Here is a 15,392-nt window from a genome sequence, read left to right on the forward strand (position 1 = left end):
TAAGAAACATATCTTTCAGTTTAAGTTAAATAAAATCTAGGTAGGGGTACCCCAGATTCTGTCGAGGTAGGTCATCTGTCTAAATACCCAGTTACCTGGGTATTTTTGCCTTTCACCCGTGACATAAGTGTAGTGCAACCTATTGTCACTACTTAAAGTTGTATCTCTAGGGGCAACCAGACACTTGGTTTCACAACCAAGCCGGTAGGCTCTTACCCTACCCTTTCACCCTTACCAAACACTTACGTGTTTGGCGGTCTAGTTTCTGTGGTTAACCCCATTAGTTTTGAGATTAATAAGCTGTTAATTTTAAAAACAACTACAGCTTTAATCTCAAAACCATCTGGCTTTTCACCAGTAGAGGCACTACATCTATCTGGAAGTTCCTCTTCCTACTTTAGGAAGCGACCTACTTAACCCCTACCTAAGCCATAGCTTCTATCATTTCCATAAGTCCTCTTCCAGCAGGAACCATAGGTAAAACATTTTCTTCTTTTTCAACCCAAACATCCAAAATGAAAGGCCCATTATGACTTAACATTTCGTTTATAGCAACCTTTAATTCACTAGGCTTTTCAACTCTTAGTGCTTTAATACCATAAGCATCAGCAAGTTTAACAAAATCAGGAATATACTTATTTTCAGAAACTCCCAAAAATACAGACGAATATCTTCTACCATAGAATAGCTCTTGCCACTGTCTAACCATACCCAAGTAGAAGTTATTGACTATAACTATCTTAACAGCAAGGTTATATTCAGACACAGAGGCAAGATCCTGAAGACTCATCTGAAACGCTCCATCACCAACAATTGCTATTACTTCTACATCAGGCTTAGCAACTTTTGCACCTATACCAGCCGGGAATGCATATCCCATAGCACCGAGACCACCAGAACATAACCATGTTCTAGGATATTTAAACTTGCAATATTGAGCAGCCCACATAAGATGTTGCCCTACATCAGCCGTTATTATAGCTTTACCGTATGTTACATCAGATAAAACCTCCATTAAATACTGGGGTTTAATAACGGTATCACTGTATTTATATCTCAAAGGATGCTCTTTCTGCCACTCCCTTATTTGGTTTATCCATTCTTCGGTGTCAAGTCTGTCAACTAAAGGTATCAAATCCTTTAAAACTTCTCTTACATCGCCTACTATAGGTACATCAACAACAACATTCTTACTTATTGAAGAAGGATCTATATCTATGTGTATCTTAACAGCATTAGGAGCAAAAGTTTCAACTTTACCTGTAACTCTGTCATCAAACCTAGCACCTACAGCTATAAGAACATCACAGTTACTAACAGCATAATTAGTGGCAACACTACCATGCATACCTAACATACCTAGGTTAAGAGGATGATTAGAATCAATAGCCCCCAATGCCATTAGTGTAGTAGTAACAGGTGCATTTAGTTTTTCAGCTAACTCAACAAGTTCTTTAGAAGCATTTGATAATATGACTCCCCCACCACAATATATTATAGGTCTCTTTGCTTTTTTTATAACCTCAACAGCTTTCTTTATCTGTATTGGGTGCCCCTTGTATTGAGGCTTATAACTCTTTATATCTATTTGCTCTGGATACTTAAAATCAGCTTCCATCACTTGAACATCTTTAGGCAAATCAACTACAACAGGGCCAGGTCTACCAGTACTAGCTATATGATAAGCTGCTTTTACCGTCCATGCTAATTCTTCAACTCTTTTAACTATTCTATTCCACTTTGTAATAGGTCTAGTAATCCCAGTAGTATCAACTTCTTGAAATGCATCACTACCTATCAAAGATGTAGATACCTGTCCAGTAAAAACGACTATAGGTATCGAATCCATGTAAGCACTTGCTATACCAGTAACAGTATTAGTAGCACCAGGCCCACTTGTAACAATCGCAGTACCAGGTCTACCACTAACTCTAGCATATCCATCCGCAGCAAAAGCAGCATTCTGCTCATGTCTAACAAGATAAACACTTATATCTTTCTCTCTATAAAGTTCGTCAAACGTTGGCAATATTGCTCCTCCTGGATATCCAAATACTTTTGTAGCTCCTTCTTTCTTTAGAGATTCCAAAAGAATCTTAGAACCAGATAACTTCATAAAATTCTCCTATTTACTAAAAAATATATAAACAACCACCAAAAAATCAACTTGTCAAACTAACAGTCAACAAATAAAAGTGCAAAATTTTACTAGATTTTTGATTGGAATTTTGATATTATAAAAATATAAAATAAGTAATGTATTATACAATACACTTAAATTAGGAGTATGAGTAAAATGGCAAAAGATTATTACGAAATACTTGGTGTTCCTAGAAATGCATCAAAAGAAGAAATAAAAAGAGCATATCGCAAATTAGCATTAAAATATCACCCTGATAGGAACCCAGGTAATAAAGAAGCCGAAGAGAAATTCAAGGAGATAAACGAAGCATACGAAGTCTTAAGCGATGATGAAAAAAGGAAAATATATGATCTTTATGGAATAGAAGGACTTAGAGGATCAACAGGATATAGAAATACAGGATCAACTGATACAAGATATAGGTGGAGTGACTTTGGTGGTTTTGGTACAGGAGTAGGTTTCGAAGATATATTTGAGGATATATTTGATTCATTTTTTGGAACTACCACAAGAAGAACTTCTAGATCTTCATATTCTACAAAAGAAACAGCTCCTAAAAGAGGAGATGATATATACATTCAAATCGAAGTATCCTTGGAAGAAATATACTTTGGCGCTTCTAAATCCGTTGTAATAGACAAAAAAGAAACATGCTCTGCTTGCAATGGAATAGGAACTAAAAACGGTAGAAAGCCTGACACATGCCCAACCTGTAGAGGTGCAGGAACAGTAACTGTACGAGAAGGGTTCTTTTCATTAACAACTACCTGCCCTACCTGTAAAGGGACAGGATATATAATAAGAGAATATTGTAACATATGTAATGGAATCGGTACCGTTAACAAGAAAAAAACAATAGAATTCAAAATACCCAAAGGTATAGAAGATGGCATGATGATAAGAGTAAAAGGTGAAGGTAATGCTGGAAAAAACGGAGGAACTCCTGGAGATCTGTACATAGTAGTAAAGCAAAAACCACACCATTTCTATACAAGAGAAGGAATAGATCTCAAGTGTGAAATATCAATACCTTTTACAAAAGCAATATTAGGCGGTGAAATAGAAATACCATCACTAGATGGTAAATCAATAAAGGTAAAAATACCCGAAGGTACCCAACCCAACGATGTACTAAGAGTTAGAGGATCTGGACTTGAAGACGATAAAGGTAGAAGAGGAGATATATACTGCAAGGTAAACATAAAATTACCTAGAGTACTCAACCTGAGACAAAAGTTTCTAGTAGAACAACTATCAAAAGAACTAGGAGATTAACCAAGATAAGCCTTCTTGACCTCATCCGAAGTCTTGAGATCTCCTTTATTACCAGAAAGTACAATCTTACCAGTCTCTAAAACATATCCTCTATCTGATATCTCAAGTGCTTTATTAGCGTTTTGCTCTATAAGTAAAATAGACATGCTTTTCTTAAGATCATATATAACTTTAAATATCAAATCTATTACTTTCACTGCTAACCCCATAGAAGGTTCGTCTAACATCATAAGGCGAGGTTTTGACATCATTCCCCTACCTATTGCTAGCATTTGCTGTTCTCCACCACTCAGCGTACCAGCTTTCTGAAACCTTCTCTCATACAAAATAGGAAATATCGAAAATACATAATCCATCATATCTTTCTTAAACTTAATATCATTAACTACAAAAGCTCCCATTTCAAGATTTTCTAAAACTGTAAGTCTAGGAAAAACTTTTCTGCCTTCAGGAACCTGTATAAGTCCTAACCTAACTCTAATATGCGCGTCTAAATTTGTAATATCCTCATCTCCAAAATTTATTCTACCTTTCCTAGCAGGGATCAAACCTGAAATTGTGTTCACAAGTGTTGTCTTACCAGCACCATTAGCCCCTAGAATGCAAACAATCTCATTAAACCCCACTTCCAATGAAACTCCTTTCAAAACTTCTATTTTACCATATCCAGAAACTAAATCATCTACCTTTAAAAGCATGTAAAGATTATAAAAAAATAAAACTCTCTCTTTCTTAATAAAGTTAAAAACTAAAAATTCCAAACTCGTTACCAACAAGCAGAGTAGAAACTCAAACTACTTTTAAGTTAGAATTTCTAGGAAAGACGAGTATATGTGGGTAAAAGTTCTCAAGGAATTCTTCTGGCTATGGTGGGATAATTTTTCAAAAAACATACTTGTTAGCATATTAGGTTTTCTAGCAAATATACCTACGCTTTTTTTCACTATGGGCTTATTTTTATTCATGAGAGTACCATTCGAAACCACACCTTCCCAAGGAGAAATAAATCTTTTCTGGATAGCAGTTGGAGTACTTTTCGGTAGCAGTATATTCTTCCCGGTCCAGATAGGATTATTAACTGTAGCAAAAAACTTCTCAACAGGTGAGCATAAAAAGTTCTTTGCAGAATTCTTTTCAGGAATGAAAGAAAGATTAGCTAAATCCATATTAGGAACTATAATAGGTGCTGTTTTTTACTTCTTTGGCATATTTGCAATTGTATTTTATACAAACTTCTTTGGAATAACCAACATAATAGGAATAATACTAACAGTAATAACTTTTTGGTATTTGGTCGTATTTACAATGTTTTTCGTTGTTTTATCTCTCTACATAACCTTCTTCCCAAAAGATAGTATAAAGACAGCAATCTCCAGATCATGGATAATGATGATGGATAATGTATTTATAGTATTCCTAACCCTCCTAACTATCGTGCCAATCTTCATATTCTCATTCATAAGTGCCGTAGGAATGATACTATTTTACCAAGGACTTATAAATTCACTACTCATCGCGATGTTTGTCGTAATACTAAAAAAGTACAAAATAATTGAAGATGTAGAAGATACAAGAACAATAAGAGATATTTTCAAACCATTTTAAAATATGGACAGATTATTTATAGCTATTGACATACCAGATAACATAAAAAAACTATTTTCAGAGATAACTCAAAACCTCAATACACTAAAAGCCAAAACAGTTCCAATTGAAAATATACATTTAACAATCAAGTTCATAGGAGAAACAAACAAAACAAACGAAATCATAGAATGCCTAAAATTAGTAAAACAACCAAACTTCATAATTTTCATCAGTAGTGTCGGAATATTCGGAAATTTGTACAACCCTAGAGTCTTTTGGGTAGGAGTCGAAAGATCTGATGAACTAAAATCATTACATCAAAACATTGAAAATAAACTACTAGGATTAGGTATATCTAGAGATGATAGAGAATTTTCACCCCATATAACTCTAGCAAGATTTAAGATACAACCTGAAATAAAAAAGTTGGAGAAACTAATTGAAAAGTACAAAAATACAACTTTTGGATCTTTTACCGTAGAAAACTTTATACTCTACAAAAGTGACTTATCAAATATCAATCCAATATACACAAAATTAGGTGTATTCAAGATAGGATAAAATCTGGTATTTTTAGCAATTGGTAAGATTACTTATTTAAAATAAGCTTTATATGGACGAAATCTTGATAAAGGGTGGAAGAGTTTTCTGCTTTAAAAACCAAATAAACGGTGAAGAACTGGATATTCTAATAAGAGAAAAGAAAATAGAAAAAATAGGTAAAAACTTACCTGGCAATAACGTAATAGATGCTAGAGGTATGCTTGTTTTTCCAGGCTTCATTGACTTACATGTTCATTTAAGAGAACCAGGGTACGAAAACAAGGAAACCATAACAACCGGTAGTATGGCTTCAGCAAAAGGTGGGATTACTACTATCGTTGCAATGGCAAACACAAATCCTAAAATTGATACTCCAGAAGTTTATTTCGATGTTATAAATAGGATATCCAGAAAGGCTATAATAAATGTAATACAGTCTGCAAATGCAACCAAAGGAATGGAAGGCAAAGAAATAAGCGAGATGGGACTTCTCAAAAATCTTGGATGTTATATCTTCACCGACGATGGTAAACCAGTTAGTGACCCAAAAGTAATGCATAGAGTTTTAACATATGCCAAAAACTTTGACGTACTTATATTCGAACATCCAGAAGAACCCTCGCTTTCAGAAAATGGAGTTATAAACCAAGGGAAAAAGTCTTTTGAATTAGGACTCCAAGGAATACCTAGGAGTAGTGAAAGTATAGCAGTAGCAAGAAATATACTTCTCGCTCAGGATACAGAAGCAAATATCCACTTACAACACATATCAACCAAAGAATCAATAGAACTCGTAAGGTGGGCAAAGAAAAAAGGTATAAAAATAACATGCGAAGTCACACCACACCATTTAGTACTCACAGAGGATAACATACTATCCCACCTAGACACAAATAAAAAAATGAATCCCCCTCTGAGAACAGAAGAAGACAGACTAGCACTCATCGAAGCACTAAAAGATGGAACAATTGACATAATAGCAACAGATCATGCACCACATACAAAGTTTGAAAAATCTCTAACTTTACAAGAAGCACCTTTCGGAACTATAGGACTCGAAACCGCTTTACCAATACTTTACACATATCTCATAAAAGAAAACCATATATCACTGCTTGATCTAGTAAGATTATTCTCATATAACCCATCCAGGATACTAAAACTCGAAAACAAAGGACATATATCCGTTGGAAGTGATGCTGACATAACAATATACAATCCAAATAATGAAACCATCATAACTGAAGAATTCTTTGTATCAAAAAGCAAAAATTCATGTTTTATAGGTATGAAGATAGCTGGAGAAGTAAAATATACTATATACAAAGGCAGAATAGTGTACCCATTTAGTTAACACAAATAGAAGAATATTGAAATTCCTCTATTTAATCTATCACAAAAAACCAAGAATACCTACGGTATCATAATGAATTATTCACAACGCTTACTAAAGTTAAACACCAAAGTAAAAAAATCCTATAAATGCATTAACAAACTATGCTCTAAAGAGAGAATCTATTCTAGTCTTATCTTAAATCTCAAGGTTTTATTTTTCTTAACTCTATAGACCGATTTTAACAGACACCGGACCAACAAGCTGTTTTTTCCTACTGAAACTTTCAAACAAGAAATAGACATCAACAACACTTTCGACAGTAGCCCTACCTAGGTAAACTACTATTTCACCGTTATAATCAAGAAGAACCGGTTTCTGGTAATACTCAGTACCATTGTTTATTCTGTAGATTGCTTTCGTTTTGCCAAAATCTATAAATTCGAATACGTTTCCAACAATAACCTTCACAGATACGTAAGACGAAGTTGTTGGAGATTGTGGTCTTATTACAAAAGAGCTTACATCTAAAACTTTATCTTTTGCTTCAGAAGATATCTGATCAAATTCTACCAATGAAATTTTTTGAGCGTTTTGTTCCAGCGTCTCGGCGCTAGACACAATCTCACCCCTTATTGCATCTAGAAGCGAAGTATATATATCTTTCAAAAAGTATCTCGACTTATCCAATTGAGACTTAACTATACTAACACCTAATTCAGATCCCATCCACAACCAACCCGAATCTCTTGCTATTATAAGATGTTTCCAAGCATTGTTATAAAGATAATTAGGATAAGAAATATCAACCCCTACTTCTTCAGCTTGTTTAAAATTATCCATTACCTTGATTATATCTTTGGATGTACTGTTACATAACTCCCATATATCTCTCTTTATCTTAGTATCAAACCACAACCTAAATGATGTTCTCTTCTCTTCAGGGTCGTAGTACCAACCTCCAATTATCTTTTCAGCAATCAAATCCTTTATAGGTGGTGTTTCTCTGAATACATCTTCTCCTTTAACAATTCTAACCCAAGGTATTTTTTCAAGTCTATCAAACAACTTGCTGAAGAAAATACCATCTCCTATAGATTCTCCATTATCAGCAACAGCTAAAACCATATTTCCATCCTTATTTTTTTCATTAAGTTGAATTAGGTATTGTATAAATTCATCTATGGATCTATCCGTTTTTTTGTACAGTATTCTTGAAGCTCTAGTGTCAACTATTATAGTGTTAATAGCAGACGCCTTAGAAGTAAGTCTGTAAGGTATATGATAATTAAGGCCCCATCCAGCAAACCCCGTATCAACCGCAAGATCAGAGATAGGAACCCAAGTTCCACCTACTTGAATTATAGGTAAAATAACTTTTTCAGAAAAAGCCATCTCAGGAAGCCACACACCCTTTATATTAACAGAACCAAGATAATTATCTTTAAAATCTCTATCAAGTAGAAGAGATCTATACATCTCAGCTTCATCCACAAAAGGCAAAAGCGAATAAGAAAAGGAAGTTATCATCAATTCTACATTATTCTTAGAGAATAGTTTTCTAAACTCCTCAAGTTGTTTAGGATAATAGTAAGCAAGTTGATAAAGTAAACTACCAGTTATACTTATACACACAGGAGTTTCTCTTTGTAAGTATAACTTCACAATAGACGAATAAACCGGCAAGAAACTCGATAAGTTTTGTTTAATTAGCTTAGGGTCGTTATAAAGAGGCTGGTGCAACGTCCATATAAACACTAATCTTAACTTCTTATCGAATTTTGGAATACTTATCTCACCTATCTTAATAGCTTTTTTCGTTGAAAACAATTTCTCACCAGTAGTACTAAAAACATCTGCTACTACATAGTAGTAGCCACCCTTAACATCTGGTAGTTGAACTGATAAAACCTTAGTTTCAACGACTCTAGGTGTAGCATTGAAAAGATTAGTACTTGTAAGTCTAGATATCTCTCTACCTACACTATCCTCCAGTCTAAATATAACGAGTACTCTACTTACACTCTTAAAATTATCACTTTTATATGAAGCAACATACACTGGCAACTTTATATCAGAACCTGGATTAGCAGATTTAGGTAGATCATAACCAATAACAACACCACTATCTCTATCCGCATAACTAACATTTTGCATGGTAGGAATAACAGCCCAATCTATATTATACGTTACCTTCTCTCCAGGTTTTAGAGAAACTTCTTTAAACAAAATATCAAATGTAGGTAATTTAACATCATGCCAACTCCAAAACTTGCTAACTCTACCTTTATCAACTACTATAAGTAGAGTATTTGAAGCCTTAGGAGACACAAAAGCAAAGTAATTACCTTCTGTCATTATATCTCCTCTACCACCAGAACCAGGTTCAAATCTAATATCACTAGCTTCACCTTGAATATCCAGGTATATTGTCTTATCAGTATTATTTGGATCTCCAAGTATAGGTCTTGTTTGATGCCAATAAGTAAATTTCTTATCCTGCCCACTAACATTTTCTACAGTTATAACACCTTTTATTACTGGATCTATATTATCAGAATACAAATACTTCGTAACCTTTAACCCTCTAGCCTTATCAGATTCTTGACCCACAGTATACGATAATTTAACAAATGCTATTTTCTTATCACTAGAAACTCCCCAATCCTCAAGAACATATTTTCTTTCAGCAGTACCAGGCCAGATAAAGTCAAGTATATCATAGAATGCTCCACCCATCTTCGAATCAGTCTCGTTATAAGTCTCAACGATCTCACTTCCAGTCCTTAAATCAACAACTGACATAACTCTACCACCCATACTAGGTGATACAACGTACTTTATATAAGGAGTAGTAATTACAATATTTCCATTCTGTTGCAAACTCGCCTCTAATCCCAACTGTTCTATCTTTCTAACATTACCACCACATCCTACAACAATAAACAACCCAACAATTCCAAATATCACAGCTGATAATATAGCTCTATTAATCATAATCTCCTCCTATACCGCTTCTAACTCCAAAGATAATTTTAAAAATAGAACAAATATCTTTCAATACAATTTTAAACTTAAGTTGTAGTCAAGAGTTTGGTATTTTTTGATTAAGAGTATTCTGAATAATTCGTGTTCATAACTTATCCAAGCAATTCTTCTTCCTTTAATCAAAAGGATCCTAATCTACTTACCATATCATTACAAAAATCCTCTAAGCAGATAAAGCATGAAAAAAAGATACCGTTATAGTACTATGTGAACATTTAAGAATAACTCCTAAACTCAAAAATATCAAACACTAGAGATCAAAAGATTTAACTCACATCAAAGTAAAAATGAAAATGCTTTTTACACCCATCGTTAAAACAAGCACAACAATTAGGGCATCTAAAATTAGAATTCATATACTCCCAAACACTCATTTCAAAACCACATAATCCACACATAACTACTTTACTACCAAAATCCTTAACATTCCAAATAATGATATTATGATCTTCCATTTCATTATGACACTTGTAGCAGGAATAATATTTCCTACAGCATTTGAACTTTATTGCTACTATATCTCTATCAGAATGATAGTGAATACATCTAGAGTTATCATCAATATCAACACCAAAAATTTTAACACCATTTATCAAGATAAAAGTTTTACGATTAAAATATCCTCTTGTCATTTTTTTTACCCATCTCCTTGACTGTTTTTAGATTTAGTATTGCTTTGAATTTCTTATCATCCGTTATGTGAGTATATATTTGTGTTGCAAGAATACTTTTATGTCCAAGAAGTTCTTGAACTGATCTAAGATCTGCACCATTTCTCAATAACTCAGTAGCAAAACTATGCCTAAATGTATGAACCGAAACACTACCATCAAGCCCAGCTATCTTAACATACTTTTTTACTATCTTCCATATACTTATCCTACTTATTTTCTTACCCAACCTTGAGATAAAAAGAAAATCATCATTTCTTGAAAATTTGCTCAAGGTTTTCTCTCTAACAAGTATATATTCTTTCAAATACCTTTTTGCTACACTGCCTATAGGAACCATTCTCTGTTTACCTCCCTTTCCTCTAACCGTTAAATAATCATTTACTAAATTAACATCACCAATTCTTAAGTTAACAAGTTCAGAAACTCTAAGCCCACATGAAAAAAGCAATTCTATAATCGTTATATCTCTAACCTTCTGTGCATCATTAATTTCATCATTTAGAATAGATAACTTTATCTTCTCAACCTCATCTTCAGATAAAAAAAGTGGTATATCTCTTGAAATTTTAGGTCTCTCAACAAACTCTGAAGGATTTTCATCAATAATATCATTCATAACTAGAAATCTGAAAAATGTCTTTATTGAAGAAATATATCTAGCAATGGTTGCAGTACTAACCCCTCTCTTTGATGAATAACTAACATAACTATCAATGTCTGAAGGTTTAACAGAATTAAGTTCAATACCTTCGTTTTCTAAATACTCAAGAAACTCGGTAACATCAAACCTATAAGAGTTAACAGTATTATCTGACAATCCTCTATCATAAGCAAGATAATTTAAAAAACTCATTAATATGTCCCTATTCTCATCCTTCATAGATAAATTATCTAAAAAAGGAAAACTAATTTCAAACTACCATATTTGCAAAATATCTTACAATTCTTTGAAAATCAAATTCTGTTGTAGGGAGGATAGAATGATAATAGTTTTAAGTAAAGAAGCAACAGAGAGTGATATAGAGCATATAATAGAAAAAATCAAGACACAAGGACTAGATGCACATATATCCAGAGGCATTGAAAAAATAGTAATTGGTGTAGTAGGTGATGACAATAAGCTCATAAACGTCCCCATAGAGAGCTTTAGAAATGTAGAGCAAGTCATAAGAGTTACAAAACCTTATAAACTAGCAAGCAGAGATTTTCATCCACATAACACAGTCATAGATATGGGTACTGTTAGAATAGGTGGGGACGAACTTGCTATTATTGCTGGACCTTGTAGTGTTGAAACTCCCGAGCAAATTATTTATATAGCCAAGGAAGTGAAAAAATACGGCGCTAACTTATTGAGAGGTGGAGCATTTAAACCTAGAACTTCTCCTTATTCATTCCAAGGATTAGGAAAAGAAGGATTAGAACTCCTCAAAATGGCTAAAGAAGCAACAGGTTTACCTATAGTTACAGAAGTCCTTGATACTAGAGATGTCGAACTTGTATGTGAATACGCAGATATACTCCAAGTAGGTACTAGAAACGCTCAAAATTTTGCTCTACTCAAAGAATTAGGTAAAATCAGAAAACCTGTTCTTCTCAAGAGAGGACTCTCAATGAAAGCAGATGAATGGGTTATGTCAGCCGAGTATATAATGTCTGGTGGGAATTATAATGTAATTCTTTGTGAAAGAGGAATAAGGACATTTGAAACAGCAACCCGAAATACATTAGATATTAACATAATACCCGTAATGAAAGAAAGAACACACTTACCCATTATAATAGATCCAAGCCACGCAACTGGTAAATCAAAGTACGTACCAGATATGGCCTTAGCAGCAATAGCAGCAGGGGCAGATGGTGTCATGATAGAAGTACACAATGATCCAGAAAACGCTTGGTCTGACGGTGATCAATCAATAACTCCTCAACAATTCGCAAAGATAATGGAAAAACTCAAACCTATAGCAGAAATAGTAGGTAGAAAAGTAACCACAGTAGTGTAAAACCTATGGAAGACACACTATTAATAGTACTCTCCACAATAGGTTTCATAGTAGTATTGCTGAACAATTTACTCTTAACAATAATAGGAATAGCTATAGGATTAATCACAATTGTATTATCCTTTATATTGAAGAAAATAAGTATAATTTCAAAAGTATCAGTGGTAATTTTGGCTAGTATAACTGTAATACTAGGTATACTTTGGTTTTTGAAACCCTAATCACCACTCAATATACTCAAGTATCTTAAGTACAACCTCTTCAAAAGACATACCTGCAGCCTTAGCCATAGCAGGTATATCGCTAGTTTCCGTCATACCTGGAATTGTATTTACTTCAAGAAAATATGGAATACCATCTTCCTTAGATATAATAGCATCAAACCTAACTACTCCTTTACAATTTAAGACACTAAAAGCTTTTTTAGTATACTCGATAACTTTTTCTTCTTGTTCTTTTGAAATCTCTGCAGGTATTATGAAATCAGTCATACCTTTAGTATATTTAGCTTCATAGTCATAGAATTCTTTTCTAGGTCTAAGTTCCATGATCGGTAATATCGTAATATTATCTCCTTTACCTATAGCACCTATTGTTATTTCTGTACCAAATATTGCCTTTTCAGCAAATGAGTTAGGATATCTTCTTAAATAGCTCCTTAACTTACCAACTAGTTGATCTTCGTCTTTTATTATTTCAACACCAACACTTGATCCTTCATTAATAGGCTTCAAAACAACAGGTAATCCTAACTTCATAATGTCCTCAAAAGATTTGTCTGGACTACCTGGAGTTAACCTAATATAAGGAGAAGTTGGAATACTATTTGCTTTTAGGATTTCTTTCGTAAATATCTTATTCATTCCTATAGCACTCGTTAAAACATCACACCCTGTGTAAGGTATTCCTAGCATTTCAAGCACACCTTGAATAACTCCATCCTCGCCATACCTCCCGTGTAACATTATAACCGCAACATCTACATTATCTTTAACAAGTCTTCTTGCTATATTTGCATCAACGTCCATCTTAACAACCCTAAAACCTAGATTAACTAGAGCATTATATACATTCTCTCCAGATCTTATCGATACTTCTCTTTCCGAAGATATGCCTCCCATTAAAACTGCTATGTTTTTTGTTTTATAAAAATCAATAAGATCCTTATACCTATGTTTCAAATCACTAATCCTTTCACTCATACAGAGTAATTATCAAAAAGACATATATCTCCAATCAAATACAACCAAATTACCAAATAAACCATAACCTAATAAAAGATCTTTAAGGATTCTTATAATCCACCTAGTCAACAAACTATTACATCAACAAAGTTAATATGATCATAATCAGAAAAGTACAAAACAATCATCGAATATAAGTAAAAAAGCTACACAACAACTCATAAAACTTTTTGTCTAAAGGTTATCCAAATCTACTGAAGTTTATATACACTCTTTGAAGGTACAACAGAAACTTCATCAGAATATTCACTTTTTGTTCCATCTTTTCTAACGCTTCTAATCGCTATGTAATACACTTTTGTAGGAGATAATCCTTTAATAGTATATCTAAATACTGGATAGAACTTCGAAGGTTTCTTAACTCTTATAGGAGATACACCATTTAAAGCATCTGTTCCAAAGTATTTCTTTTCATAATCTCCGTAGAATATCTCATAATACTCAACATCATCATCAAGTTCATTCCTCCAATTAACAGCTATGACTCCATCACTAACAGAATCTACCGATAGTATTGAAGGTTTTTGTGGCGGTATATCATAAGATATATCAATATCTAATCCTAAAAATTCACTAATCCCATTCCTTATAGGTATGACTTTAAATTGCAAATATCTGCCCTTTACATTACCATCTCCTACATCCTGCCAATCTTTCTGATTTCTAGTTAAAGAGAATATATCACTTGAGGCTCTACCTTTTATCATAAATTCCCCTCTACCCCTTAAGGAAACATTTCTAAGCGTAGTTGAAAGTAACTTTGTATCAACTATTCTTGAAACAAATTCCTTAACATCCTCACGCTTTTCATTTATAGTCCTAATGAACGTAGGAGCAACCGCTACGTTGTCGAAATATCCAAAAAACTCAGGAAAAAACTCAACTATACCTTCCTTAGTGAACAAATCTATACTCAAAGGTTTTACAACTTCTCTATCAGTCTCAATACCATTTATATACATAGATACTCTAGAATTTACTACGTCAAAAACAAGTGATAAAGAATACCAATTTCTTGGTTCTATTGTTTCATCCGAAACAAGCTCGACATCAACACTATCTCCATCTTTTGATATTACAATACCTTTTATAAAAACATATATCCTAGATTTCTTGATAACTACTTCTATATTTTTGTTAACACTATCAACAGAATAAAACCTGGCCAAAACACTACCTTCATCAAGCCTAACAGGATAAAATGAAAGAAAAACAGAAAATATACTACTCACAGTCTTAACACCTAATATGTTTTCAAGCGATATAAAAGATATACCATGATACTTTGCATATAACTTACCTACAACTTTATCTCCTAACTGTTCTTTATCAAAAGAAAACTTTGTATACCTTACACTACTGTCTTGTTGTTTTGATGGAGATATCACTATACTACCTGATGGTATAATTGTATTCTCCTGAATACCTGTAATTTCCAAGAAATCTTCTCTATTCAATGTTATTCTATCACTAAATCCATACTTAACAAGTATAAGCGCAAAAACCAAAAGAATAAACAGATTCTTTAGCTTCATATCT

13 protein-coding genes and 1 other RNA gene are annotated in these 15,392 nt (G+C 33.4%); 6 read left to right on the forward strand and 8 right to left on the reverse strand.

The genetic code is table 11. From position 1 onward, the window contains the following. Nucleotides 1-33: 33 nt before the first annotated feature. Both rnpB and ilvB read right to left on the reverse strand, forming a co-directional pair. An RNA gene (gene rnpB, locus N2712_02160) (RNase P RNA component class A) lies at nt 34-427 on the reverse strand. Then, nucleotides 425-2,116 carry a biosynthetic-type acetolactate synthase large subunit gene (ilvB, locus tag N2712_02165; protein MCX8028778.1) on the reverse strand — a complete coding sequence of 564 codons (1,692 nt, stop codon included), beginning with the start codon at nt 2,114-2,116 and terminating at the stop codon, nt 425-427. Before ilvB ends, rnpB begins: the two co-directional genes overlap by 3 nt. A gap of 171 nt (nt 2,117-2,287) precedes the next feature. Between ilvB and dnaJ the strand changes: the two genes are divergently transcribed. Continuing rightward, nucleotides 2,288-3,418 (forward strand): molecular chaperone DnaJ, encoded by a 1,131-nt coding sequence (dnaJ, locus tag N2712_02170; protein MCX8028779.1) that lies wholly within the window; start codon nt 2,288-2,290, stop codon nt 3,416-3,418. On the opposite strand, the gene N2712_02175 is transcribed toward dnaJ, so the two are convergent. Then, nucleotides 3,415-4,116: an ABC transporter ATP-binding protein gene (locus N2712_02175; protein ID MCX8028780.1), complete on the reverse strand. Its 702-nt coding sequence runs from the start codon at nt 4,114-4,116 to the stop codon at nt 3,415-3,417. The two genes, dnaJ and N2712_02175, sit on opposite strands and share 4 nt — an antisense overlap. Before the next feature lie 133 nt (nt 4,117-4,249). Between N2712_02175 and N2712_02180 the strand changes: the two genes are divergently transcribed. Genes N2712_02180 through N2712_02190 form a run of 3 tightly spaced genes read left to right on the forward strand, consistent with a single transcriptional unit; the run spans nt 4,250 to nt 6,902 of the window. After that, nucleotides 4,250-5,023 carry a hypothetical protein gene (locus N2712_02180; GenBank protein MCX8028781.1) on the forward strand — a complete coding sequence of 258 codons (774 nt, stop codon included), beginning with the start codon at nt 4,250-4,252 and terminating at the stop codon, nt 5,021-5,023. Between the two features lie 3 nt (nt 5,024-5,026). After that, the gene (thpR, locus tag N2712_02185; GenBank protein MCX8028782.1) at nt 5,027-5,566 is read left to right on the forward strand and encodes an RNA 2',3'-cyclic phosphodiesterase; all 540 of its coding nucleotides are present in this window, start codon (nt 5,027-5,029) and stop codon (nt 5,564-5,566) included. A gap of 52 nt (nt 5,567-5,618) precedes the next feature. Beyond that, nucleotides 5,619-6,902 (forward strand): dihydroorotase, encoded by a 1,284-nt coding sequence (locus tag N2712_02190; GenBank protein MCX8028783.1) that lies wholly within the window; start codon nt 5,619-5,621, stop codon nt 6,900-6,902. Nucleotides 6,903-7,109: 207 nt separating this feature from the next. Here the strand turns inward: N2712_02190 and N2712_02195 are convergent, their stop codons facing one another. The 3 genes from N2712_02195 to N2712_02205 form a co-directional block, all read right to left on the reverse strand. Then, nucleotides 7,110-9,878, reverse strand: coding sequence for a hypothetical protein (locus N2712_02195; protein MCX8028784.1), 2,769 nt, complete (start codon nt 9,876-9,878; stop codon nt 7,110-7,112). A gap of 317 nt (nt 9,879-10,195) precedes the next feature. Then, nucleotides 10,196-10,561 (reverse strand): CHY zinc finger protein, encoded by a 366-nt coding sequence (locus tag N2712_02200; GenBank protein ID MCX8028785.1) that lies wholly within the window; start codon nt 10,559-10,561, stop codon nt 10,196-10,198. Then, nucleotides 10,542-11,483 (reverse strand): tyrosine recombinase XerD, encoded by a 942-nt coding sequence (locus N2712_02205; GenBank protein MCX8028786.1) that lies wholly within the window; start codon nt 11,481-11,483, stop codon nt 10,542-10,544. Before N2712_02205 ends, N2712_02200 begins: the two co-directional genes overlap by 20 nt. Before the next feature lie 100 nt (nt 11,484-11,583). On the opposite strand from N2712_02205, the gene aroF reads away from it, so the two are divergent. Beyond that, nucleotides 11,584-12,609 carry a 3-deoxy-7-phosphoheptulonate synthase gene (gene aroF / locus N2712_02210; protein MCX8028787.1) on the forward strand — a complete coding sequence of 342 codons (1,026 nt, stop codon included), beginning with the start codon at nt 11,584-11,586 and terminating at the stop codon, nt 12,607-12,609. 5 nt (nt 12,610-12,614) lie between these two features. Continuing rightward, nucleotides 12,615-12,830: a hypothetical protein gene (locus N2712_02215; GenBank protein MCX8028788.1), complete on the forward strand. Its 216-nt coding sequence runs from the start codon at nt 12,615-12,617 to the stop codon at nt 12,828-12,830. Here the strand turns inward: N2712_02215 and N2712_02220 are convergent, their stop codons facing one another. Together N2712_02220 and N2712_02225 are read right to left on the reverse strand one after the other, a co-directional pair. Further along, nucleotides 12,831-13,811: a D-alanine--D-alanine ligase gene (locus N2712_02220; GenBank protein MCX8028789.1), complete on the reverse strand. Its 981-nt coding sequence runs from the start codon at nt 13,809-13,811 to the stop codon at nt 12,831-12,833. Nucleotides 13,812-14,044: 233 nt separating this feature from the next. Next, a complete protein-coding gene (locus N2712_02225) occupies nt 14,045-15,388 on the reverse strand; it encodes a fibronectin type III domain-containing protein (GenBank protein ID MCX8028790.1) in 1,344 nt (447 codons plus the stop codon). Nucleotides 15,389-15,392: the final 4 nt, after the last annotated feature.

The sequence above is a fragment of the Brevinematales bacterium genome (assembly GCA_026415355.1).
Taxonomy (GTDB): domain Bacteria; phylum Spirochaetota; class Brevinematia; order DTOW01; family DTOW01; genus SKYB106.

What these genes read in the sequence shown, in the direction of transcription:
- N2712_02225 (MCX8028790.1), bottom strand. Translation starts at nt 15,388, where the DNA reads ATGAAGCTAAAGAATCTGTTTATTCTTTTGGTTTTTGCGCTTATACTT.
- N2712_02215 (MCX8028788.1), top strand. Translation starts at nt 12,615, where the DNA reads ATGGAAGACACACTATTAATAGTACTCTCCACAATAGGTTTCATAGTA.
- N2712_02175 (MCX8028780.1), bottom strand. Translation starts at nt 4,116, where the DNA reads ATGCTTTTAAAGGTAGATGATTTAGTTTCTGGATATGGTAAAATAGAA.
- N2712_02205 (MCX8028786.1), bottom strand. Translation starts at nt 11,483, where the DNA reads ATGAAGGATGAGAATAGGGACATATTAATGAGTTTTTTAAATTATCTT.
- N2712_02200 (MCX8028785.1), bottom strand. Translation starts at nt 10,561, where the DNA reads ATGACAAGAGGATATTTTAATCGTAAAACTTTTATCTTGATAAATGGT.
- N2712_02220 (MCX8028789.1), bottom strand. Translation starts at nt 13,811, where the DNA reads ATGAGTGAAAGGATTAGTGATTTGAAACATAGGTATAAGGATCTTATT.
- thpR (MCX8028782.1), top strand. Translation starts at nt 5,027, where the DNA reads ATGGACAGATTATTTATAGCTATTGACATACCAGATAACATAAAAAAA.
- ilvB (MCX8028778.1), bottom strand. Translation starts at nt 2,116, where the DNA reads ATGAAGTTATCTGGTTCTAAGATTCTTTTGGAATCTCTAAAGAAAGAA.
- aroF (MCX8028787.1), top strand. Translation starts at nt 11,584, where the DNA reads ATGATAATAGTTTTAAGTAAAGAAGCAACAGAGAGTGATATAGAGCAT.
- N2712_02195 (MCX8028784.1), bottom strand. Translation starts at nt 9,878, where the DNA reads ATGATTAATAGAGCTATATTATCAGCTGTGATATTTGGAATTGTTGGG.
- N2712_02180 (MCX8028781.1), top strand. Translation starts at nt 4,250, where the DNA reads ATGTGGGTAAAAGTTCTCAAGGAATTCTTCTGGCTATGGTGGGATAAT.
- dnaJ (MCX8028779.1), top strand. Translation starts at nt 2,288, where the DNA reads ATGAGTAAAATGGCAAAAGATTATTACGAAATACTTGGTGTTCCTAGA.
- N2712_02190 (MCX8028783.1), top strand. Translation starts at nt 5,619, where the DNA reads ATGGACGAAATCTTGATAAAGGGTGGAAGAGTTTTCTGCTTTAAAAAC.